At 33.1% G+C, this 22,215-nt stretch carries 21 protein-coding genes and 1 tRNA gene; 1 reads left to right on the top strand and 21 read right to left on the bottom strand.

The window, feature by feature from the left end:
• Window positions 1-157 precede the first annotated feature (157 nt).
• Window positions 158-233 (top strand) — tRNA-Trp (locus ACESM9_RS08080).
• A gap of 262 nt (window positions 234-495) precedes the next feature.
• On the opposite strand, the gene ACESM9_RS08075 is transcribed toward ACESM9_RS08080, so the two are convergent.
• From ACESM9_RS08075 to ACESM9_RS07975, 21 genes are all read right to left on the bottom strand, one after another.
• The gene (locus ACESM9_RS08075; protein ID WP_372997083.1) at window positions 496-699 is read right to left on the bottom strand and encodes a hypothetical protein; all 204 of its coding nucleotides are present in this window, start codon (window positions 697-699) and stop codon (window positions 496-498) included.
• A 50-nt stretch (window positions 700-749) separates the two neighbouring features.
• Window positions 750-1,952, bottom strand: a complete 1,203-nt coding sequence (locus tag ACESM9_RS08070) for a pyridoxal phosphate-dependent aminotransferase (protein ID WP_372997081.1) — start codon at window positions 1,950-1,952, stop codon at window positions 750-752.
• A 26-nt stretch (window positions 1,953-1,978) separates the two neighbouring features.
• Window positions 1,979-2,809, bottom strand: coding sequence for a PHP domain-containing protein (locus ACESM9_RS08065; RefSeq protein ID WP_372997079.1), 831 nt, complete (start codon window positions 2,807-2,809; stop codon window positions 1,979-1,981).
• 121 nt (window positions 2,810-2,930) lie between these two features.
• A complete protein-coding gene (locus tag ACESM9_RS08060; protein ID WP_372997077.1) occupies window positions 2,931-3,191 on the bottom strand; it encodes a stage V sporulation protein S in 261 nt (86 codons plus the stop codon).
• Window positions 3,192-3,280: 89 nt separating this feature from the next.
• Window positions 3,281-4,051, bottom strand: coding sequence for a TIGR00282 family metallophosphoesterase (locus tag ACESM9_RS08055; protein ID WP_372997075.1), 771 nt, complete (start codon window positions 4,049-4,051; stop codon window positions 3,281-3,283).
• 165 nt (window positions 4,052-4,216) lie between these two features.
• Window positions 4,217-5,734: a ribonuclease Y gene (rny, locus tag ACESM9_RS08050; RefSeq protein WP_372997091.1), complete on the bottom strand. Its 1,518-nt coding sequence runs from the start codon at window positions 5,732-5,734 to the stop codon at window positions 4,217-4,219.
• A 133-nt stretch (window positions 5,735-5,867) separates the two neighbouring features.
• Window positions 5,868-6,335 (bottom strand): regulatory protein RecX, encoded by a 468-nt coding sequence (locus ACESM9_RS08045; protein WP_372997073.1) that lies wholly within the window; start codon window positions 6,333-6,335, stop codon window positions 5,868-5,870.
• A gap of 204 nt (window positions 6,336-6,539) precedes the next feature.
• A complete protein-coding gene (gene recA, locus ACESM9_RS08040; RefSeq protein ID WP_372997071.1) occupies window positions 6,540-7,580 on the bottom strand; it encodes a recombinase RecA in 1,041 nt (346 codons plus the stop codon).
• 103 nt (window positions 7,581-7,683) lie between these two features.
• Window positions 7,684-8,922 carry a competence/damage-inducible protein A gene (locus tag ACESM9_RS08035; RefSeq protein WP_372997069.1) on the bottom strand — a complete coding sequence of 413 codons (1,239 nt, stop codon included), beginning with the start codon at window positions 8,920-8,922 and terminating at the stop codon, window positions 7,684-7,686.
• A 19-nt stretch (window positions 8,923-8,941) separates the two neighbouring features.
• Window positions 8,942-9,484, bottom strand: coding sequence for a CDP-diacylglycerol--glycerol-3-phosphate 3-phosphatidyltransferase (gene pgsA / locus ACESM9_RS08030; protein ID WP_372997067.1), 543 nt, complete (start codon window positions 9,482-9,484; stop codon window positions 8,942-8,944).
• Window positions 9,468-10,799, bottom strand: a complete 1,332-nt coding sequence (rimO, locus tag ACESM9_RS08025) for a 30S ribosomal protein S12 methylthiotransferase RimO (RefSeq protein ID WP_372997065.1) — start codon at window positions 10,797-10,799, stop codon at window positions 9,468-9,470. The genes pgsA and rimO overlap by 17 nt, the downstream gene beginning before the upstream one ends.
• Before the next feature lie 181 nt (window positions 10,800-10,980).
• The gene (locus ACESM9_RS08020; protein ID WP_411289434.1) at window positions 10,981-13,209 is read right to left on the bottom strand and encodes a DNA translocase FtsK 4TM domain-containing protein; all 2,229 of its coding nucleotides are present in this window, start codon (window positions 13,207-13,209) and stop codon (window positions 10,981-10,983) included.
• A 208-nt stretch (window positions 13,210-13,417) separates the two neighbouring features.
• Window positions 13,418-14,119: a ClpP family protease gene (locus ACESM9_RS08015; RefSeq protein ID WP_372997087.1), complete on the bottom strand. Its 702-nt coding sequence runs from the start codon at window positions 14,117-14,119 to the stop codon at window positions 13,418-13,420.
• 152 nt (window positions 14,120-14,271) lie between these two features.
• Window positions 14,272-15,504: an aspartate kinase gene (dapG, locus tag ACESM9_RS08010; protein WP_372997063.1), complete on the bottom strand. Its 1,233-nt coding sequence runs from the start codon at window positions 15,502-15,504 to the stop codon at window positions 14,272-14,274.
• Between the two features lie 19 nt (window positions 15,505-15,523).
• Entirely contained in the window at window positions 15,524-16,114 is a 591-nt protein-coding gene (locus ACESM9_RS08005) for a dipicolinate synthase subunit B (RefSeq protein ID WP_372997061.1), read from the bottom strand.
• A 35-nt stretch (window positions 16,115-16,149) separates the two neighbouring features.
• Window positions 16,150-17,010: a dipicolinate synthase subunit DpsA gene (locus tag ACESM9_RS08000; RefSeq protein WP_372997059.1), complete on the bottom strand. Its 861-nt coding sequence runs from the start codon at window positions 17,008-17,010 to the stop codon at window positions 16,150-16,152.
• Window positions 17,011-17,110: 100 nt separating this feature from the next.
• Window positions 17,111-17,359, bottom strand: coding sequence for a YlmC/YmxH family sporulation protein (locus tag ACESM9_RS07995; RefSeq protein ID WP_372997057.1), 249 nt, complete (start codon window positions 17,357-17,359; stop codon window positions 17,111-17,113).
• 76 nt (window positions 17,360-17,435) lie between these two features.
• The gene (gene dut, locus ACESM9_RS07990; protein WP_372997055.1) at window positions 17,436-17,891 is read right to left on the bottom strand and encodes a dUTP diphosphatase; all 456 of its coding nucleotides are present in this window, start codon (window positions 17,889-17,891) and stop codon (window positions 17,436-17,438) included.
• A gap of 12 nt (window positions 17,892-17,903) precedes the next feature.
• Complete coding sequence (locus tag ACESM9_RS07985; protein WP_372997053.1) at window positions 17,904-19,145, bottom strand: M16 family metallopeptidase; 1,242 nt, start codon at window positions 19,143-19,145, stop codon at window positions 17,904-17,906.
• A gap of 93 nt (window positions 19,146-19,238) precedes the next feature.
• Entirely contained in the window at window positions 19,239-19,949 is a 711-nt protein-coding gene (locus ACESM9_RS07980; RefSeq protein ID WP_372997051.1) for a polysaccharide deacetylase family protein, read from the bottom strand.
• A 112-nt stretch (window positions 19,950-20,061) separates the two neighbouring features.
• Entirely contained in the window at window positions 20,062-22,155 is a 2,094-nt protein-coding gene (locus tag ACESM9_RS07975) for a polyribonucleotide nucleotidyltransferase (protein WP_372997085.1), read from the bottom strand.
• Window positions 22,156-22,215 lie beyond the last annotated feature (60 nt).

Here is a 22,215-nt window from a genome sequence, read left to right as displayed (position 1 = left end):
TTTAATTGTTTTTGAGACATTAAATAATGCACCTCGTTTTTCATAGTGACATTTTATCACGATAATTTACAAGGTGACATTATCATAAGATAATCACAACTTCAATTAACTGCTATTGACATAGCTTTAGTTTTTTTATATAATTGATATTGTGTTTAGGGGTATAGCTCAATTGGTAGAGTAGCGGTCTCCAAAACCGTTGGTTGTGGGTTCAAGTCCTACTGCCCCTGCCATTAAACTGAATTTAACAATTTTATTGAAAACAATTCTGTTTTAATCAGAATTGTTTTTTTAACTTTTTAATGCACAAACAAATAAGATAACCTTATTGATAATTATTTTGTAACTATCCCTTTTAATAACCCTTTTTTAATCTGGCACATTATAAGGCATTTTAGCCTATTATGTTATTAATATAATTATCTTATACTACCAGCATAAAAATAACGCCTTAAAACGAATTTAAAAGCGTCATTCTTATATAACTATATGTTTTTATTTTAATATTTTCTTTAATAATTTAAATATATCAAATGTTGTTCTATTATAAACTTTATTATAAGCATACCTTTTTGGATCCCTTAACCATCCCCATCCTCTAGGCATTTTTAATCCGGCTCTATGGACAACTTGTCTTTTGATGCTGGTTCTGGCAGCAATTCTTCTCTTTAGACTAGGTTTTCTCATTCCGAACTTCATAATTCTTCACCTTCTTGTTTTTAGTTAACATAATACATCTATCCACATAGTTATTTCAAACACTTGTTTAAAAATTTATCTAAAATATTCAAACCTTCTATGATTGTATCCATAGATGTTGCATAAGACAATCTTATATAATCATCTGTTCCAAAAGCAGCTCCAGGTATTACTGCAACTTTTGCTTTCTCTAATAAAACCAAAGCCAAATCTATTGAGTTCTCAATTATTTTGCCATCTAATTCATGTTTTAATATGTCAGATATATCTACATATACATAAAAAGCGCCTTGTGGTTTTCTACAGGACAAAAATTTAATCTCATTTATTTTTTTATACATATAGTCTCTTCTTTTTTCATATTCTCTAACCATGTTTTTTACATCATCTTGCGGTCCATTTAATGCTGCTGTTGCCGCATATTGTGTAATCGAACACGGATGTGAAACAGCATGGCTTTGAACACTTGACATGGCCTTTATAACTCTTTCATTGGATGCAGCATAGCCTAACCTCCAGCCAGTCATAGCATATGTCTTTGACATTCCATTGATTAAGATAGTTATATCTCTTACATCTTCTGATATTGAAGCAATGCTTACATGTTCAATTCCATCATAGGTTATTCTTTCATATATTTCATCAGAAACTATATATATATTATGTTTTAATGCTGTTTCAGCTATATCTTCCAATTCTTCTTTGCTATATACTGTACCTGTTGGATTACTCGGAGTATTTAATAGGATAGCCTTTGTCTTATTTGTTATAGCTGATTCTAAAGCATCCTTTGTGATTTTAAAGTTATTTTCAGATTTTGTACCAACTAACACTGGTATGCCACCGTTTAATTTAATTATCTCTGTATAGCTAACCCAATAGGGTACAGGGACGATTACCTCATCTCCCGGATTAAGTATAGCTGCAAATGCATTTGACAGCGAATGCTTTGCACCACTGGATACAACTATTTCATTAGGATTATATTTTATTCCATTCTCTCTCTCTAATTTATCACATATAGCTTTTCTCAGTTCCATAGTACCTTGAGCTGCCGTATATCTGGTAAAACCTACATTAATAGCTTCTATGGCTGCTTTTCTGATATATTCCGGTGTGTCAAAATCCGGTTCTCCAGCCCCAAAGCCGTAAACTTTTATACCTTCAGAAATCATATTCTTTAGTTTAGCGTCAATTGATAAAGTTAAGGAAGGATTTATATTTGAAGCCTTATCTGATATCTTTACATGCATAATCACGACCTCCACTATTCTATTAATTATTCTTCTATACCTGCATACTTTTTTAATTCGATGACTTTATTGTAGTCTATTGATATATTTCCCATAATTGGCTGCCCATTTTGCATTATTCCATGACAATCTGTTCCACCTGTTATGAATAGTTTTCTCTCTTTTGCTAATGCTAACAAGTACCTCACCATATCTTGATCATGTTTAGGGTGTAATACCTCTATTCCTTTTACTCCTAAACTCAATATGCTTGATATAGATTTTTTATCGTTTATTAGTCCAGGATGAGCTAGAACCGATATTCCACCTGCCTTCTCTATTATTTCAATAGCTTCTCTAGTAGTTAGCTTGAATCTTTCTACATATGCAGGGCAGCCTACACCGATATATTTATCAAAGGCGTCTACCATACTGTCTATATAACCTTTCTCCACCATTGCTCTGGCAATATGAGGTCGACCTATACTGCTACCTTTTGATATTTCTTCCACTTGTTTCAATTCTATATCAATTCCTAATGCATTTAGTTTTTCAATCATGGTCACTGCCCTATTATATCTTGATTCTTGCATTCTTTTAAGAATTTTTAAAAACCACTGGTCTTTATAATCTATATAATAACCAAGCATATGAATTTCTTTTCCATAGTATTCAGTATTAAGTTCAATGCCTGGGATTATTTCAAGTTTATCTGGCCTTTCATTACTTTCAATCGCAGGATTTATACCTGATATTGTATCATGGTCTGTTATTCCTATTGCTCTCAATCTCTTTTTTTGAGCCCATTGAACTACTTCTTGTGGGCTCAATAAGCCATCCGAAGCACTGGTATGAATATGTAAATCTGCGTAATCCATTTTTGTCACCCCTAGCACAGAATTATACCCCATCCTAAAATATTTAATACAGTAAGTACATTATAAAATAATATATTAAAAAACAAAAGCACCGAAGTGCTCTTGCTCTTATGTTTATGTATTATCTTGAGTTTACTATTAATTTAATAGCAGTTCTTTCTTCGCCCTCAATATCTATATCTGTAAATGCAGGTACACATACCAAATCCATACCACTTGGAGCTACAAACCCCCTAGCTATAGCTACTGCTTTTATTGCCTGATTCAGTGCACCAGCACCTATAGCCTGTATTTCTGCTCCTCCATTTTCTCTTAATACACCTGCGAGAGCTCCTGCTACTGAATTAGGATTAGATTTTGATGATACTTTTAATACTTCCATTTATAATGCCCCCTTAATACCACATAAATTTAGTAATACAACCAAATTATTCTACACTTAATCCAAAAAATCCTTTTTTTATTAACAATTTATATAACTTTAAGTCGTTTAATATCATTGACAAAATTTTTTTCATTTATCTCTAATATAACTCCATTAATTTGCCCAGAATCTTCAGCTGCTTCAAATCGCCCAGGTAGACTCGTGAGGAATTTCTTAATTATTATATCCGTTTTAACTCCAAGAACTGAATTTATAGGACCCGTCATTCCCACATCGGTTATATAACCTGTACCTTTTGGTAATATCCTTTCATCTGCAGTCTGGACATGAGTATGTGTTCCTAGTACAGCTGTAATTCTTCCATCTAGATACCAACCCATTGCAATCTTTTCAGAAGTAGCTTCTGCATGGAAATCCATTATCTTGATATCAGCTTTACCTTCGATTTCTTTGAGAATGCTGTCAATTTTTCTAAAGGGACATTCAAGGCATTCCATAAACACTCTTCCACACATATTTATTACTGCAATTTTTCTCCCTTTTACTTCAACAATTACATAAGGCTTTCCTGGTGTTCCTGTGGGATAATTAGCAGGCCTAACTAACCTATCTGCATAGTCAATAAAGTCAAAAATCTTTTTTTGGGCCCATGCATGATTGCCTAAAGTAACAACATCAATTCCATAGCTGGTTAGATCCTCATATATCTCTTTTGTTATTCCCACACCACCGGCACTATTTTCACCATTTGCGATAGTAAAATCAATTTTATATTCATCTATTATTTTAATTAAATTATCCTTTAATAGGTTTCTTCCTGTTCTTCCATATATATCGCCAATAAAAAGTATATTCACTTTCACAGTCCTCCTTTAGCTAAGCTTCAATATCTGTTTGAATTGTTCCCTATTCTTCTATTATGTACTTGGTAAAATTATATTTCCCCATTGAGAGATTTTAACATTAGAATAGAATGTTTGGCAATAATAAATTTAAAAAGAACGGTTAAAACCGTTCTTTTCTTATTTTGCATATTCAATTGCCCTTGTTTCCCTGATTACATTAATCTTAATCTGGCCAGGGTATTCAAGTTCATTTTCTATTTTCTTTACAATATCCCTAGCAATATAAACAATTTCTGAATCGCTTACATCTTCAGGTTTTACCATAATTCTTATCTCTCTACCGGCTTGAATTGCAAAAGATTTTTCTACTCCATCAAAGGAATTTGCTATTTCCTCAAGTTTTTCAAGTCTCTTAATATAGGATTCTAATGTTTCTCTTCTGGCACCAGGCCTTGCTGCAGAAATAGCATCTGCTGCTTGGACCAGCACTGCTTCAATTGTATTTGCTTCCACATCACCATGGTGAGCTAGTATTGCATGTATGACTTCTGGAGATTCTTTATACTTTTTCGCTAAATCAGCTCCAATTTGAACATGTGGACCTTCTACTTCATGGTCTACTGCTTTACCTATATCGTGCAGTAAACCTGCTCTTTTAGCAAGATTTACATCAGCTCCTAGTTCAGCAGCCATAGCTGCTGCTAAATGGGATACTTCGATGGAATGATTCAGCACACTTTGTCCATAACTTGTTCTAAATCTTAATCTTCCTATAAGCTTGATGAGTTCAGGATGCAAACCATGTACACCTGTGTCAAATGTTGCTTGCTCTCCTTGCTCCCTTATATAGTTTTCAACCTCTTTTTTAGACTTTTCAACCATTTCCTCTATTCTGGCAGGATGTATTCTTCCGTCAATTATCAGTTTTTCTAAAGCTACTCGTGCTATTTCTCTTCTAATGGGGTCAAATCCTGATAATATAACAGCTTCCGGTGTATCATCAATTATTAAATCAACTCCTGTTAGAGTTTCCAATGTTCTAATATTTCTTCCTTCTCTTCCTATTATTCTGCCCTTCATTTCATCATTTGGTAATGGAACGACAGAAACAGTAGTTTCAGCAACATGATCAGCTGCATTTTTCTGTATAGCATATGCGATTATCTCTTTAGATTTTCTATCAGCTTCTTCTTTTGCTTTAGTCTCTATATCTTTAATCATAATAGCAGCTTCATGCCTAATTTGTTTTTCAATATCGTTCAAAAGCAGTTGTCTTGCTTCTTCGGAGGACAAGTTTGATATATGTTCTAATTCTTTTAATTGCTTGTTATATAGCTCTTTAACCTCATCGTGAAGCTTTTGAACTTCTTTCTGTTTTTTATTTATCATTTCTTCTCTCTGTTCAACAGCTTCAACTTTTTTATCGAAAAGTTCTTCTCTTTGCAGAAGTCTTCTTTCGATTCTCTGAACCTCGTTCCTTCTGTCCTTTGTTTCCTTATCTAATTCAGATCTTAATCTATGGATTTCTTCTTTAGCTTCAAGTAAAACTTCCTTTTTCCTTGTCTCCGCTTCCTTTTGGGCATCTTCTAAAATCTTCTTAGCTGCTTCCTCTGCATTTTTTATTTTTGATTCCGCAATATATCTTCTAACAAAATACCCGACAGCAAAACTTCCAAATCCAACTGCTACATATATAACAGTTTCTATAATATCTTCACCTCCTTAGTCCTTTCAATACATGATTATCTTAAGAATATTCATATATTTCATAATACCATTGATACACCATATCACAATAATTCTATATCTTTTAGTTTTTTTTGTCAAGTTAGAGGTAGGTTTCATCTTCGTCTAATAACGCTCTAATTACTTTATTACATATATCTCTTTCGTATCCTTTGCTTAAAAGATATGCATAAAGTTTATTTTTTATTGCTCCTATATCACCTTTTAATGATTTTAACTTTTTTTCACCACAGGCTAAAGCTGTATCATAATCATCAATATTTATTTCTTCAAATATTGAATCGAGTAGATCTTTTTTAAAACCTTTTTGCATCAATTTATAATATATTTTTCTCTTGCTCATACCTGGTTGTTTTGACTTGTCTCTAACCCAATTCTCTATATATTTTGCGTCATTTATGTAACCATAATCCATTAATTTTGCTAAAGTTTCTTCTATTATTTCTTTAGTACAATTTTTTTGTTTTAATTTTTTAATTATCTCATAGGAAGTCCTATCCTTAATAGATAATAGTTTTATACAATAGTTATATGATTTTTTTAAGTCCATAAAAACCCTCCATATAAAAAGGTTGTATTATGTATGAAAATATACTAATTATATAAGAAAGGCTTCCATCGGAAGCATTTCAACAACAAGGAAGCCTTTCTTTAAATGCATTTAACTAAAAGTATAAATTTAAGAAATTTATACTTTCCTATGCATTATAAAATATTAGCGCATACGACTTTCCCTATGCGCTATCAGAACGTGTTAATCTTCTATTTTCATTTCTTCAGATTCATCCAAAGATGCTTTAGCCTTTGATAACCCTAAGCTATATATTTCTCTAACTTTAGTTTCAATTTCTTTTGTAATTTCCGGATTATCTTTTAAATATTGTCTGGCATTCTCTCTACCTTGGCCTAATCTGGTGTTTCCATAAGAATACCAAGCTCCGCTTTTTTGTACTATATCATTTGCAGCAGCAACATCTAAAATACTGCCTTCTTTCGAGATACCTTCGCCATATATAATATCAAATTCAGCCTGTTTAAAAGGAGGAGCTACTTTATTCTTCACTACTTTAACTCGTGTCCTGCTACCAACCATATCAGTACCTTGTTTAATAGTTTCTACTTTTCTTACATCTAACCTTACAGAAGCATAGAATTTCAATGCTTTACCGCCTGGTGTAGTTTCAGGATTTCCAAACATTACTCCTACTTTTTCTCTCAACTGATTGATAAATATAGCCGTGGCTTTTGATTTGTTAATAGCTCCTGCCAGTTTTCTTAATGCTTGTGACATCAATCTAGCTTGAAGGCCTATATGGGAATCACCCATCTCGCCATCAATTTCAGCTTTAGGCACTAAAGCTGCAACTGAGTCAATTACTATAACATCAATAGCACCACTTCTAACTAATGTTTCACATATTTCTAATGCCTGCTCGCCTGTATCAGGTTGAGACACAACAAGATTTTCAATGTCTACTCCAAGGTTTTTTGCATATACAGGATCCAAAGCATGCTCTGCGTCAATAAAAGCTGCATTACCGCCATTTTTCTGAGCTTCAGCTATTATATGCAACGCAACAGTTGTTTTACCTGAGGATTCTGGTCCAAAAATTTCTACAATCCTTCCCCTTGGTACTCCACCTATACCAAGAGCAATATCTAAATCAAGAGAGCCTGTAGAAATGGATTCAAGATTTAATTTACTGTTTTCACCTAACTTCATTATAGAACCTTTGCCAAACTGTTTTTCTACTTGGCTTATGGCAGCCTCTAAAGCCTTCCTCTTATCACTCATAATTATAGCAGGTTAGCCTGCTGCACCTCCTTTATGCGAACATTTGTTCTCATATAATTATATATTACTTCCTAATATAAGTCAAATAATAAATAATTATTTATTATTTTATTTCTAAAATGTTTCTGCGAAGTATATCCAAAGCTTTTGTTGTTGCTAGCCATCTAATTTTATTTCTATTCCCATTAAAAACAGAAGAATAAACTTTTACTTGATCATCAAAAGCTATTCCTATATAACACAAACCTACAGGTTTTGATTCTGTTCCCCCACTGGGTCCTGCTATTCCAGTTATAGATAGACCTATATCAGTATTGGATATTTTTTTAATACAATAAGCCATTTCTTCTGCTGTTTCCATGCTAACTGCTCCATACTTTTCAATTGTATCTCTATTGACACCAAGAATATTGACTTTAGCTTCATTGCTATAACATACAACACCATTAATGAAACTGATTGAAGCATTGGGTATATCGGTAAACCGGCTTGAAATCATACCTCCTGTACAGGATTCGGCAAATGCTATGGTCATTCTTTTTTCTTGGAGCAAATTATTTACAACTGATTCTAATGTATCATCATTATAACCATATACATTCATACCTAGGACATTTAATATCTTATTTTTAACTTCTTTAATCTTATCATCTGCTTCAGAAATATCCTCATCCTTAGCAGTTATTCTTATGTGGACCTCACCCTCTTTAGCATATAGCGCAATAGTAGGATTTGTCTGATTAGTCATTATGTCTCCAAGCTTCTCTTGAAGTGCGGACTCACCTATCCCTATAACTTTTAGTGTATGAGATTTTATAACATGTTTTGATTTTTGTTTTAAATAAGGTACTATTTTTTCCTCGAACATTGGTCTCATTTCTTTAGGGGGGCCAGGCAGAGAAATATATATTTTACTATCATATTCTCCTATTATGCCTGGTGCAGTACCGTTATCATTATCTATAGCTCTGCTACCTATCGGTATATAGGCTTGTCTTTCGTTTATTGCAGGCATAGGTCTTCCATATCTTGAAAAACGATCTTTTATTCTCTTCAATGAAGTTTCATCCAGTGATAGTTCTACTCCCAGTGCTTTAGCAACACCTAGTTTTGTTATATCATCATCAGTAGGTCCCAATCCACCTGTGGTGATTATAACATCAGCTCTGCTGCTGGCTATTTTTATCGCTTCAACCAATCTATCCAGGTTGTCTCCAACAACAGTATGATGATATACATCTAGACCTAAAGAGGATAATCTTTGGGATATGTATTGACCATTAGTATTAACTATATCCCCTAAAAGTAGTTCTGTTCCTACAGCAATAATCTCACAATTCATTCTCATTACCTCTCAAACATTAAATTCCATTCTCTACAGCTTTAATGTACTTTAGAAAATAATCTGCGCCTGAAACAATTGTAATAAGCAGAGTAACATATATTAAAATCATATCCATGGGTATGTTTAAAATGCTAAAGGGATAGTTGTCCAAAAATAGTATAACTGCAGTGATAATTTGTGTAACGGTCTTGTACTTGCCCATATTACTAGCCGCTATTACAATATTCCTATTGGCCGCAATACCCCTTAGTCCCGTTACTGCAAACTCTCTTGCTAAAATAATAAACACAGCCCAAGCTTGTATTCTTCCTAGTTCAATAAAAATAAGATAGGCTGCTGTTATCAGCAATTTATCAGCTAGAGGGTCTAAGAACTTCCCCAAATCAGTTACCAAATTATATTTTCTTGCATAATAACCATCAAGTTTATCTGTTATAGATGCTATCAGAAAAATAATTAGAGCTATTTCCATATTATACGGAACATCTATCAGCATAAAAAACATAAAAATGGGTATAAGCAAAATCCTTGAAACTGTAATCTTATTTGCTATATTCATCATTGCACTCTCCCAATAAATCATAATCTGTAGCATCTTTTATAAATACATTGGCAAATTCTCCAATTCTCATTTCCCTGTTAGATGTAAAATAGACCAAACCATCAATTTCAGGTGCATCTCTATATGTCCTCCCAATATACTGCCCGTTCTCATAATCTTCAATAAGTACTTTTAGTGACTTTCCTACGAAACCTAAGTTCTTTTTGTATGAAATATCCATTTGCAAGGACATTAATATATCTTGCCTATTAATTTTAATCTCTTCATCTACCTGATTAGGTAGTTTGTATGCTGGGGTGTCCTCTTCTCTAGAGTATGTGAATACTCCCATTCTATCAAATTGCACTTCTTTTATAAAATTCGCCAACTCTTCGAAGTCTTCTTCATCCTCCCCAGGGAACCCAACAATAAATGTTGTTCTTATAGCTATATTTGGTATCTCTTTTCTTAACTTACTAATCAAATGTAGAATTTTTTCTTTAGTCGTATTCCTACCCATAAGCTTTAGTATTTTATTGCTTCCATGCTGGATTGGTATATCAATATATTTACATATCTTTTCTTCAGAAGCCATAACATCGATAAGATCATCATTAAATTCATCGGGGTAGGCATAAAGAATCCTTATCCACTCTATTCCTCTTATTTTTGCCATTGCCCTTAATAAATCTGGAAGCATAAGCTTACCATATAAATCTCTTCCATAAACAGATGTGTCCTGAGCTATTACAATCAATTCTTTTATTCCTTTGGAAGCAAGAAACTCTGCTTCCTTTATAATTTCTTCAAACTTTCTACTCCTATATCTGCCTCTCAGCGAAGGAATGATACAGTAAGTACATCTATTATCACAGCCTTCAGCTATTTTTATATATGCAGTATGATTCTGTGTAGAAATATATCTATCAAGCTTATCTAAATCAATATTTTCTTGATTGCCATACATTGATATTTTTTGTCCTTCTAGACCATTTTCAATCACTTCTAATATAGATTTATAATCTCCTGTACCTATGACAGCATCAAGCTCAGGCATTTCCTTAAGCAACTCTTCTTTATATCGTTCTGACAAGCAACCTGCAGCTATCAATAATATGCATTTTCCAGTTTTCTTATATTGTCCCATTTCAATTATTGTATCTATAGACTCTTGCTTAGCCTTTTCAATAAATCCACATGTATTGATTATTATTATATCAGCTAAATAAGGATTGTTTGTAACTTCATATTTCCCATCTTTAATAATATTTATCATGACCTCAGAATCTATAAGATTTTTTGCGCAACCTAATGACACAATTGCAACATGCATTTATAAACATCTCTCCTTATTGTTATTACGAAAAGTATAATACAGTAAATTGGATTAGTGAAAAATCCGACCTAATTTCCCGGGTAATTAAATTTCTTTGAATTTCTTTAAATTTGATAATAAATCTTATATATTATCAAATTTCTTTTTATTGCTGCAGATTACTTCAATTATCGACTTGTTACTGTTGCATTTCTTCCCATTGTTCTTTGCTAATAAGTACTTTTCTAGGTTTACTTCCTTCATATCCTCCTATTATTCGACGCTCCTCCATTTGATCAATTATCCTTGCAGCTCTACTATATCCTATTTTCAATCTCCTTTGAAGCATAAGAATAGATGCTTGGCCAGTTTCCACAACCAATGATATAGCATCCTTCAATAGCTCGTCTGCTTCACTTTCTACCTCATCATTATCTTCACTCTCTATTTCCTTAACAATTCCCTCTACATAAGATGGAGATACTTGTCCTTTTATATAATCTACAACTGATTCTACTTCCTTTTCTGATATAAATGCGCCTTGAACCCTTATAGGCTTTGCTTCCCCTACAGGATAGTATAACATATCACCTCTTCCCAACAGCTTTTCAGCGCCTCCCATATCAAGTATAGTCCTTGAATCAACTTGAGAAGAGACAGCAAAGGAAATCCTTGAAGGAATATTAGCTTTAATCAATCCTGTTATGACATCTACTGAGGGTCTTTGAGTTGCTACCACAAGATGAATACCAGCTGCTCGTGCCATTTGGGCAAGTCTGCAGATAGCATCCTCCACATCATTAGGCGCAACCATCATCAAATCTGATAATTCATCGATGATAATCACAATCTGAGGTAATTTATCATTGTTATCACTGAATAGTGCATTATAACTATTTATATCTCTAACATTCTTTGAAGCGAAGCTCTTGTATCTTTCAGTCATTTCATTTACAGCCCAATTAAGTGCACCAGCAGCTTTTTTTGGATCAGTAACAACAGGGACTAATAAATGAGGTATGCCATTGTATACACTTAATTCAACTACCTTTGGATCTATCATGAGTAGCTTAACCTTATCTGGCTCAGCCTTAAATAATATACTAACAATTATGGTATTAATACAGACACTCTTTCCTGAACCAGTAGCTCCTGCTATAAGTAGATGTGGCATCTTGGTAATATCCGCAATAATATTTTTACCCGCTACATCCTTGCCCAAAGCAAATGCAATATTTGATTTATTATTCTTAAACTCATCAGATTCTATTACTTCTCTTATATATACAGTTGTGATTTCTTTATTCGGTATTTCAATCCCTACTGCTGCCTTTCCCGGTATAGGAGCTTCTATCCTAATACCCTGAGATGCCATGCTTAAAGATATGTCATCCGCTAAATTAACTATTTTACTCACCTTAACACCTGGACTCAGCTGCAACTCATATCTTGTAATAGAAGGTCCAACACTTACTTGTGAAACTGTAGCGTCTACATTAAAATTTCTTAATGTCTCATCCAGTATTTTAACATTGTTCATTATTTCCTTTTTTATGTTTCCGCTTTTGCTTTCCTGAGGAGGAAAAAGCAATGTAGTGCTTGGAAGGCTATAATGAGGATAATGCTGTAAACTATTTGGAGTTATCTTTTCTTCATCAGAATTATTCTGTTTTTCATTTTTGGATTCTTTATTTTTTGTTTCTTTGGTTTTAGTTAGAAAATTATTATCAAATTCCTTTGTAAAGTCTACTATTTTCACTTTTTTTGCTTCACTATTACTTTCTTTAACACTACTGTCATTTAATGTCTCAATCACAGGTTTTTCCTTCTTATCATTTTTTATGTACCTTTTATTAAAAATTCTTTTCGGATTTATGAATGATAAAATTTTTAGAAAAAGCTGCTTAAAATAACTAAAGAAAGAAGCTGCTGTAACACCAGTAAACATTATTAAAGATATGAAGAATAGTCCAGTAATTAATGCATAGGTTCCAGCAGTGCCTAATACTCTAACAATTACATAACCCAAAGCAGCTCCTATAATTCCACCACCTAAATTGTGGGTTCCTAATTCATAGGCAGCTATTATGCTACCTATATAATCTAATTCTGCTTCTTCAAGTATTCTTATATTTAGCACATATAATAGAATTAGCAGCGTGACAAAAGCTAAACAAAAAGAATAAAATTTTATATTAAGCTTTATTCTATCCTTTAGGTAGAAAGCTGCAATGCCTAAAATGAGTATTATCACAGGAAAAAGGTAAGACCCCATGCCAAATATGCCAAATAATACCTTGTTAACATATTTGCCAGCCAGGCCTGAATCTTTATCGAATATGCAGATGTATAGATAAATTGCAGCAAGTATAGATATGATTCCAATTACATCAAATTTAAGTCTAGTTGTTTTTTTATTTCTTGCCAATGATATCACCCCAAAATAAAATTCTACATAAACATAAAAAATCCTTTATTCTATAGCGATTATCAAATAACCATTCTAAAGTCCAGATGAATTGGACTATTCATTCTGAACTTTAGAATCTATATCCAATAATTTAGTATATTCTTTTTATGATTGATAATAAAGGGGTAATATCATCATTATATATTTATTCTCTTTTAATATTGTCCTATTGTGTTTTTTTCTCATCTATTAAACTACGCAACTTACTTAGTGCATCCTTAAGTCCACCAATTTCATGTATCAAACCATGCTTTACTGCCTCTGAACCAACTAATACAGTACCTACATCATTTGCTAGTTCACTAGTGGTGAACATAAGCTTCTTCAATGTAGGTCTTTTTATGTTGCTATGATCAACAATAAAATTTATTATACGCTCCTGCATCTTGTTAAAATAATCATAGGTTTGCGGAACACCAATAATTAATCCGTTCATCCTAATAGGGTGTATTGTCATCGTTGCTGTAGGTGCTATATAAGAATAGTCTGTAGATACTGCTAAAGGAACACCTATGCTATGCCCGCCTCCTAGCACTATAGAAACAGTAGGCTTACTAATAGTACTTATTAATTCTGCTATAGCTAAACCTGCCTCTACATCACCGCCAACCGTGTTTAATATTAATAGTAATCCCTCGATTTCGTTGCTTTCTTCTACTGCAACAATTTGTGGGATAATGTGTTCATATTTTGTTGCTTTGTTTTGGGGCGGAAGCACTATATGTCCTTCTATTTGCCCTATTATAGTCATAGCATATATATTACTTTTTGCTTCTGGTACTTTTGTTTGCCCTAATTCTTTTATAGTTTCAGAAGCCTTTGCTTCATCTGCCTTCTTTCCATGTTCTTCTGAGCTTTTTCCCTCCATAAATTCACTAATCAATACTCTTCACTCCTAAATCTGATGTTTATTGTATTTTTGCCATTTAACTTTTTAGTATGCAATATGAAAAGCCTCGCTGTACAGACTACAACAAGGCTTTCTTTTTGTACATTCGTGATTAGTCACTAAAAAAATTTTTATAGTTTATTTCTGCCTAAATCAAATTTTTTATGAAGAGCATTTACAGCAGCATTTGTACTTTCACTTTTAATTAAACAGGATATAGTTGTATGAGAGTCTGAAGTTTGAAGTATTTCAATATTGCATTCACTTAATCCTTCTACCATTTTAGCCATGACTCCAGGCATACCTCTCATTTTATTACCAATAATTGTTACCTTTGTGCAATTAGGTATGACTTGAAAATTATAGCCTTGAGCCTTCAAAATGCTAATTAATTTAGATTCATTAACTCCATCAACAATAAACATTTTAACATCAGGATAAATATTAATCATGTCTATGCTTATTTTTTCTGCTGCAATCAGGTTGAAGAGTATTGTGTCTTTCTCATATTGGTTTGCTGAACCATCAAATTTTATTTTAAATTGAGATCTATTTCCTATTTGTGCAATTGCTGTTATAACATTTTCATCTTTATCTTGTCTATATCTTCGTGATTTATCATAATTTGTTATCAGTGTTCCATTATTATCTGTTAGAGTACTTTTGATTAAAAGAGGCATATTGCTTCTCATTGCTATCTCTACAGCTCTTGGATGTATGACTTTTGCTCCATACTCTGCCATCTGGAATATTTCATTATAAAATACAGTTTCCATTACCCTTGCATCTTGTACAATTGCAGGATCTGCAGTCATAACTCCATCAACATCTGTATAGATTTCTACTATCTCTGCATTTATTGCTTCTCCAATAATAGCAGCTGTTACATCACTCCCGCCTCTGCCTAAAGTTGTAATGTTGCCATCTTCTGTTACTCCTTGAAAGCCTGCTATAATAGGAATAACATTCTTTTCTACGCATTCTAAGATATTATCTGGTTCCACCTTTAATACTTCAGCATCACCATAGTTATCATCAGTTATAATGCCTGCTTGAGCACCAGTAAATACCTTGCATTCATAACCCATTTTCTTCAGCGTGTTTGCTAACATAACACAAGATATTACCTCCCCGCAGGACATCAGTAAATCCTTTTCTCTTGGATTAGGTTCCACGCCTATAGATTTTACAAAATTAATTAAGGTATCAGTTGCGTAGGGGTCTCCACTTCTTCCAATAGCAGATACAACAACTATTGGAAAATAATCCTTCTTTTTTGCAGCATCAATCTTATTTACTACCATATTTCTTCTTTCTTGATTAGCAACTGATGTTCCACCGAATTTTTGCACTATGAGCCTCATAATATCCTCTCACTTTTATTTAAAATATATTTTGAATAATCATAGGTTGTATTTGTTCATTATCTAGAGCCATCTCAATAGTAGGTAGTATCATGTCCATTCTAGCAACGAGAGAATTAGATTTTACAAAAGGACTATCCTGTCCAAAGGGAACAAAATATATATTCTTACTATTCAATAAAACACCTAGATTTTTCGCATTCATTCCCAGTCCATCATTAGTAGATATACCTATGACAATGGGTTTCATACCTCTCAGGTGAGCCTTTGCAGCCATTAATACCGGTGTATCTGTTATGGCATTTGCAAGTTTAGCAATGGTATTACCTGTACAAGGAGCTATTACTAATACATCCAGTAGGCCTTTAGGCCCGATGGGCTCTGCATCTTGTATGGTCAAAATACTTTTATTGCCTGTGATTGTTTCAATCTTCTCAATCCATTCTTCTGCTTCACCAAATCTGCTGTTCATATCAGAAGCATTGAAGGAGAATATGGGTAATACATTTGCTTTTGAATCCACCAGCTTTTGAATTTCATCGATAATTTTACTGAATGTACAAAATGATCCTGTCACAGCAAACCCTATGTTTAGCCCTTCTATTTTCATTATAATCCCCCTTATATTATATTTTAAATAGGTTTTCAATGCAAAGCTAAAATAGTATCTAAAATAGCCTTTGCTGCAGATTTAGGCGCTGTCTTACCTGGTAATCCTAAAGCATGTATTGTCTTTATACCTTTTTCCCTTGCAAAATCATGATCTAAGCCTCCTGGTTTAGATGCTAAATCAATAATCAAAGAGTTCTTATCCATTTTATCGATAGAAGAATAGGATAGAACTTTAAAAGGTATTGTGTTTATTACTAAATCAATATCTTCAATAATACTATCAATGACATCCAATCTTATTCCCTTACATCCATTTATGTTAATCCAAGTAATATCAGTATTTTTTCTAGCAGCTACATACAAATTATCATTGAATACCTTTAAATAATCGGATAAGATTTTGCCAATTCGCCCGTAACCCAGCAGCAGAATTCTGCTATCATGAATTGTAATATTTCTTTCTTTTAGTATTATAGATATTGCACCTTCAGCGGTTATTGCGGCATTGTATATTTGATAATTCTCATCACTGTTATAATCCTGATACTGTATGCCTTTACTTGCAGCCAAGTCAATAAAATACTTGTCTGGATACCCTAAGTATAACATCTTATCAGATTTTATTAACTTGACTAAGTCGTCTATCAGAACTGTTTTATTAGATAATTTCATATTAATCTTTTGTCCGTTATTGAAAGGTACCGGACCTATTATTATTTTATTGTCGGCTATTGCTTCTTCTAATGATTCATACTCCTTTATGTTTTTTTCCCTAAGATTCTCATGGCCATAAGTTGATATAGTATAGTCTTTATATCTTAGAAGCTTCGACAATTCAGCCAGCCTTTCATCCCCACCTAAGATTAGAATTTTTTCGCCTTTCATAATACTCATAAACGTCACCCTCTATTTTAAAACTAATACATATTATGGTTGAGCATTTTTTTTTGTGAAGAAAAAAACTAATGAGGAGTAATGAAACTCCCCATTAGTTTTATTTTAGTATATCTGCCAAATCAATAATAATCATATCATTGCCTACTTTTTTTATTCTTTCCCAAGGTATTTCCAGATATCTCTTCTCAATGAAAAATGAAAAAAAACCTTTGCTTTCAGGAATTATTAAAGATTTAATTTTACCAGTTTCAGTATCTATGAGCATGTCGCAATCCCCTAAATATCCTAGCCTCTCACAATCAGGAAGTGTAACAATTTCTTTGCCATACAATTTGCTTAACCTCATTAAACCCCACCTCTAACTATATTAATCTCTTGCTTGTCTAAAAATATTATATGTCTATAGAGTAGAGATATTCCAACTATTTACCTGTAGACCCAAATCCTCCAGTTCCTCTTTCGGTACTTTGTAATTCATCTGTTAATATTAAATTTGCACAGTATACAGGTAAAAACACGATTTGGGCTATTCTATCACCGGGATTTACGGTATAATCTGTTTCACTAAGATTGATCATAGGGCATATTATTTCTCCAACATAGTCAGAGTCAATTACTCCTACTGCGTTTACAAGAGAGATACCGTGCTTCGACGCTAAACCACTCCTAGGGAAAACAAATCCTCCTACATTGCTGTCATTAATATGTATAGCTATGCCAGTAGGGATTTTATATATCTGTCTAGGCTTTATTACTATAGGCTCTTTAACACACGCATGCAGATCCATACCAGCAGATCCTGGTGTAGCATAACTTGGTAAAAATAAATCAAATTGGAAATCTTTTTTGACTTTTTTTACAGTGATATCAATGTTCATTTCAAATCCATCCTATTTTAATATTGTACTTCTATTGGGTCCAATAATAGCGGCACCCATCTCTTCTGTATTGAAGACTAATTTAATCACATGATTGATGTCGTCCATTGTAACAGCATCAATTAGTTCAGTAATCTCTTTTGGAGAATATATTTTATCCAGCAGCAGCTCTGATTTTCCTATAGAATTCATCCTCCCGCTGGTACTTTCCAGACCGAGTATATAGCTTCCTTTTATCTGCTCCTTTGAGTCATAAAGTTCATCTTCACTTATTCCATTTGCTTTTATCTTATTTATCTCTTCAATAATTAGCTCAATGACATAATCTAACTGGTTTGGTTTCATCCCTGCATAAATTGATAATAATCCACAATCTGTATATGATGATGGATAAGAAAAAACCGAATAGGCCAATCCTTGTTCTTCACGAATCTTTTGAAAAAGTCTTGAACTCATGGCTCCACCAAAAATATTATTTAATACCAGCAAAGGGTATGTGTATTTATTGCTCAATTCAAATCCCTTAAACCCTAAGCATAGATGAGCTTGTTCTGTGTTTTTCTCCTTATGCTTATAAATTGGTGTAAAAACAGGTTCAGGGGTAATAACTCTATCTTTCTTAGATGTTTTGTGTTTTGAAAATACTTTCTCTATTTCAGATAGAACATATTCTTTTTCAAAGTTTCCAACTACTGATATAACAATATTTTCTGGAGTATAGTTTCTATCAATATAATCGATTATATCCTGTCTTTTAAATGCTTTTAATGTTTCATCTTTTCCTAATATAGGCATTCCTAAGGAATTTTTGCTCCAAACCGATTGTGTAAATATATCATGAACCAAATCCTCAGGAGAATCTTCATACATTCCTATTTCTTCTAAAACTACACCTTTTTCCTTTTCAATTTCATTCTCAGAAAAGCTTGAGTTAAAAAACATATCCGACAATATGTCCAAAGCTATATCAAAATGTGTATCCAATACCTTGGCATAAAAACAAGTACATTCTTTAGATGTAAAAGCATTGAGCTGTCCACCTATTTTATCTATGGATCCGGCTATTTCCTTGGCTGTTCTGTTTTTAGTGCCTTTGAATAGCATATGTTCAATGAAATGAGACATTCCGTTATTACTTTCATCCTCATTTCTAGAGCCTACCTTTACCCATATTCCTATAGAAACAGAATTTACATACTTTATTTCTTCCGCCACAATTCTTACACCATTATCTAATTTGTGTTTTATGTACATTTTTAACCTCCCACGTTAATTAATAACTCATATAATTAATTCTTTTGAATAAACTCTACTTCCTATGAATTATAATTGATATTAATAAAATATTCAATTATTGCTTTCTAAAACTTCACTTACAGGTACAATCTCGTAGCCATTGTTTATTAAATCATCAATCATGATAGGCAGCGCTTTGACAGTAGATTCTGTAGGGTGCATCAATATTATAGCGCCATTATGGATTTTTTTATTAACTCTTTCCAATATTTTAGTATAGTCTTTCGTATTCCAGTCAATTGTATCAATACTCCACATAATTACCTTATATCCCAAATCTTCTGCTATCTGGGTTACTTTTTTATTAATATCTCCATAGGGTGGTGCAAATAGCACAGTTTTAATGCCTAGTATACTATTTATGACTTCCTCAGTTTTTATTATTTCCTCTTTATTTTTTTCTTCATTTATCTGTGTGTGCTTAAGGTGATTATAGCCATGATTACCTATTTCATGTTTATCTGAATATATCCTCATAAGCAGTTCCTTATTTTTATCAGCCCAATCCCCACCAATAAAGAAAGATATCCTTATATTGTTTTTTTTAAATTCACTCAACATATCTGGCAAATACTCATTTCCCCATACAACATTACATGCAAATGCCACTTTTTTTTGCCCTTCACAACCCTTATATATAGGATCAATAATTTTAAAAGTGTTTGTACTCATTCGACTTATTAAAGCATATATAATGCTAAGAATAAAAAGTATCAATATAGCTATTAATATGATTTTCTTTTTTATTATTATTATCCTCATAGAAACCCTCCCTCAATAATTTCCAAGAATATCTTTAATTATTATTATTCTTGAAGGAATTATATAATACAAAAAATTGAAGAAACATAAACAATTGTTTATGTTTCTTCAACTACTTATTATCTGAAGTTGTTTTTTTCTCCTCATCGTCAGTTATTGCGTCCTTTCGAGAAAGGTTTATTCTTCCCTGCTTATCTATGTCAGTAACTTTTACAAGGATTTCGTCACCTACGGCAACAACATCTTCTACCTTCTCCACTCTCTTCTTATCTAATTTGGATATATGAACCAAACCTTCTTTACCTGGCAATATCTCAACAAAGGCGCCAAAAGTGGTTATTCTCACTACTTTACCTAGATATATTTCCCCTTCAGCAACATCCTTTGTTAATCCCTCTATTATCTTTAATGCTTTTTGTGCATTTCGTATGTCGGGAGATGAGATATAAACTTTACCATCATCTTCAATATCAATTTTAACATCTGTCTCTGCGATTATTTTGTTGATGGTTTTTCCGCCAGGTCCGATTATATCTCTAATCTTATCAGGATCTATCCTTGTTATGATTATTTTTGGTGCATAGGGTGAAAGTTCTTTTCTTGGAGTGTTAATTACACTATTCATTTTATCCAGTATAAATAGCCTTCCAACCCTTGCCTGTTCCAATGCTCTTTCTAATATTTCTCTATCTATACCGGCAATTTTTATATCCATCTGAATGGCTGTTATACCGTCTTTTGTGCCTGCTACTTTAAAATCCATATCTCCAAGGAAATCTTCAAGACCCTGTATATCAGTTAAAATAACAACTTCGTCTTCTTCTTTTATCAAGCCCATAGCTACTCCTGCAACAGGTTTCTTAATGGGTACACCTGCATCCAAAAGTGCTAATGTGCTTCCACAAACACTAGCTTGAGAAGTTGAACCGTTTGAACTCAATACTTCAGATACCAATCTTATGGTATAAGGAAATTCATCTATAGAAGGAATCATAGGCTCTAACGCTCTTTCAGCTAATGCTCCATGACCTATTTCCCTTCTTCCAGGTCCTCTCAAAAATCTGGTTTCACCAACACTGTAGGGTGGGAAATTGTAGTGATGCATATATCTCTTAGATTCCTCTTCGCCTAAACCATCTAAAACCTGTACATCACCCAAAGCTCCGAGTGTAGCAACAGTCAATACCTGTGTTTGACCTCTAGTAAATAGGCCAGAACCATGAACTCTTGGTAGTATACCTACCTCTACAGATATAGGCCTTATCTCATCTAATTTTCTATCATCAGGTCTTATCTTATGATTAACTATAAGGTCTCTGACTTGCTCTTTTGTTATGTTGTACAGCACAGCTTCAACATCTTTTATATTCTCTTCATATTTCTCAGCAAAGTATAAAAGAGTCTCTTCGTTTACTTTGTCAATATTGTTCTGTCTCTCCTGTTTGTCAACTGTTCTTATAGCTTCTAGCATTTTTTGCTCAGCAAATTCTCTTACCTCTTTTTCAAGTTCTTCGTCGATAGTTGCTAAAATTACTTCTTTCTTTTCTTTTCCAACCTTTGATGTAATTTCTTCAATAAATTCTACTATTTTTTTAATATTATCGTGAGCAAACATAATAGCTTCCAACATAGTTTCTTCTGTAACTTCTTTGCAGCCAGCCTCAACCATCATGACAGCATCTTTTGTTCCAGATACTACAAGATGAAGATCACTCTTCTCTCTTTCTTCTGCAGTAGGATTTAATACAAATTCTCCATCAACCAATCCAACCAAAACTGAGCCTGTAGGTCCCATGAAAGGTATGCTGGATATGGATAATGCTGCCGAAGAACCTATCATGGCTACTATCTCAGGTAAGTTATCCTGATCTACAGATAATACAGTTGCAATAACTTGAACATCGTTTCTGTAACCCTTAGGGAAGAGAGGTCTAATAGGTCTATCTATCAACCTAGCATTTAGTACTGCTTTCTCAGTTGGTTTACCCTCTCTTTTTATAAAACCTCCCGGTATTTTACCAACTGCATATAGCCTTTCTTCGTAGTCAACACTCAATGGAAAAAAATCAATTCCTTCTTTTGGCTTATCAGAAGCACAAGCAGTAACAAGCACCACTGTATCTCCATATCTTACAACAACTGCCCCATCAGCAAGTTGAGCTACTTTTCCTACTTCTACAGATAATGTTCTTCCTGCCAACTCCATACTAAATTTCTCCAATATATTACCTCCTTTCATGAAATTAATATTTCTATACAATATGTA

This window comes from Lutispora sp. (genome assembly GCF_041687175.1).
In the GTDB taxonomy this organism is placed as follows: domain Bacteria; phylum Bacillota; class Clostridia; order Lutisporales; family Lutisporaceae; genus Lutispora.
Note: the sequence above shows the minus strand (reverse complement) of the source record. Positions and strands in the feature narration are given on the sequence as shown.

Excerpts from the sequence above, each read along its gene's own strand:
- ACESM9_RS08075 (WP_372997083.1), bottom strand. The coding sequence starts at position 699 with ATGAAGTTCGGAATGAGAAAACCTAGTCTAAAGAGAAGAATTGCTGCC.
- ACESM9_RS08070 (WP_372997081.1), bottom strand. The coding sequence starts at position 1,952 with ATGCATGTAAAGATATCAGATAAGGCTTCAAATATAAATCCTTCCTTA.
- ACESM9_RS08065 (WP_372997079.1), bottom strand. The coding sequence starts at position 2,809 with ATGGATTACGCAGATTTACATATTCATACCAGTGCTTCGGATGGCTTA.
- ACESM9_RS08060 (WP_372997077.1), bottom strand. The coding sequence starts at position 3,191 with ATGGAAGTATTAAAAGTATCATCAAAATCTAATCCTAATTCAGTAGCA.
- ACESM9_RS08045 (WP_372997073.1), bottom strand. The coding sequence starts at position 6,335 with ATGGACTTAAAAAAATCATATAACTATTGTATAAAACTATTATCTATT.
- recA (WP_372997071.1), bottom strand. The coding sequence starts at position 7,580 with ATGAGTGATAAGAGGAAGGCTTTAGAGGCTGCCATAAGCCAAGTAGAA.
- ACESM9_RS08035 (WP_372997069.1), bottom strand. The coding sequence starts at position 8,922 with ATGAATTGTGAGATTATTGCTGTAGGAACAGAACTACTTTTAGGGGAT.
- pgsA (WP_372997067.1), bottom strand. The coding sequence starts at position 9,484 with ATGAATATAGCAAATAAGATTACAGTTTCAAGGATTTTGCTTATACCC.
- rimO (WP_372997065.1), bottom strand. The coding sequence starts at position 10,799 with ATGCATGTTGCAATTGTGTCATTAGGTTGCGCAAAAAATCTTATAGAT.
- ACESM9_RS08015 (WP_372997087.1), bottom strand. The coding sequence starts at position 14,119 with ATGGAGGGAAAAAGCTCAGAAGAACATGGAAAGAAGGCAGATGAAGCA.
- dapG (WP_372997063.1), bottom strand. The coding sequence starts at position 15,504 with ATGAGGCTCATAGTGCAAAAATTCGGTGGAACATCAGTTGCTAATCAA.
- ACESM9_RS08005 (WP_372997061.1), bottom strand. The coding sequence starts at position 16,114 with ATGAAAATAGAAGGGCTAAACATAGGGTTTGCTGTGACAGGATCATTT.
- ACESM9_RS08000 (WP_372997059.1), bottom strand. The coding sequence starts at position 17,010 with ATGAGTATTATGAAAGGCGAAAAAATTCTAATCTTAGGTGGGGATGAA.
- ACESM9_RS07995 (WP_372997057.1), bottom strand. The coding sequence starts at position 17,359 with ATGAGGTTAAGCAAATTGTATGGCAAAGAAATTGTTACACTTCCTGAT.
- dut (WP_372997055.1), bottom strand. The coding sequence starts at position 17,891 with ATGAACATTGATATCACTGTAAAAAAAGTCAAAAAAGATTTCCAATTT.
- ACESM9_RS07985 (WP_372997053.1), bottom strand. The coding sequence starts at position 19,145 with ATGTACATAAAACACAAATTAGATAATGGTGTAAGAATTGTGGCGGAA.
- ACESM9_RS07980 (WP_372997051.1), bottom strand. The coding sequence starts at position 19,949 with ATGAGGATAATAATAATAAAAAAGAAAATCATATTAATAGCTATATTG.
- ACESM9_RS07975 (WP_372997085.1), bottom strand. The coding sequence starts at position 22,155 with ATGGAGTTGGCAGGAAGAACATTATCTGTAGAAGTAGGAAAAGTAGCT.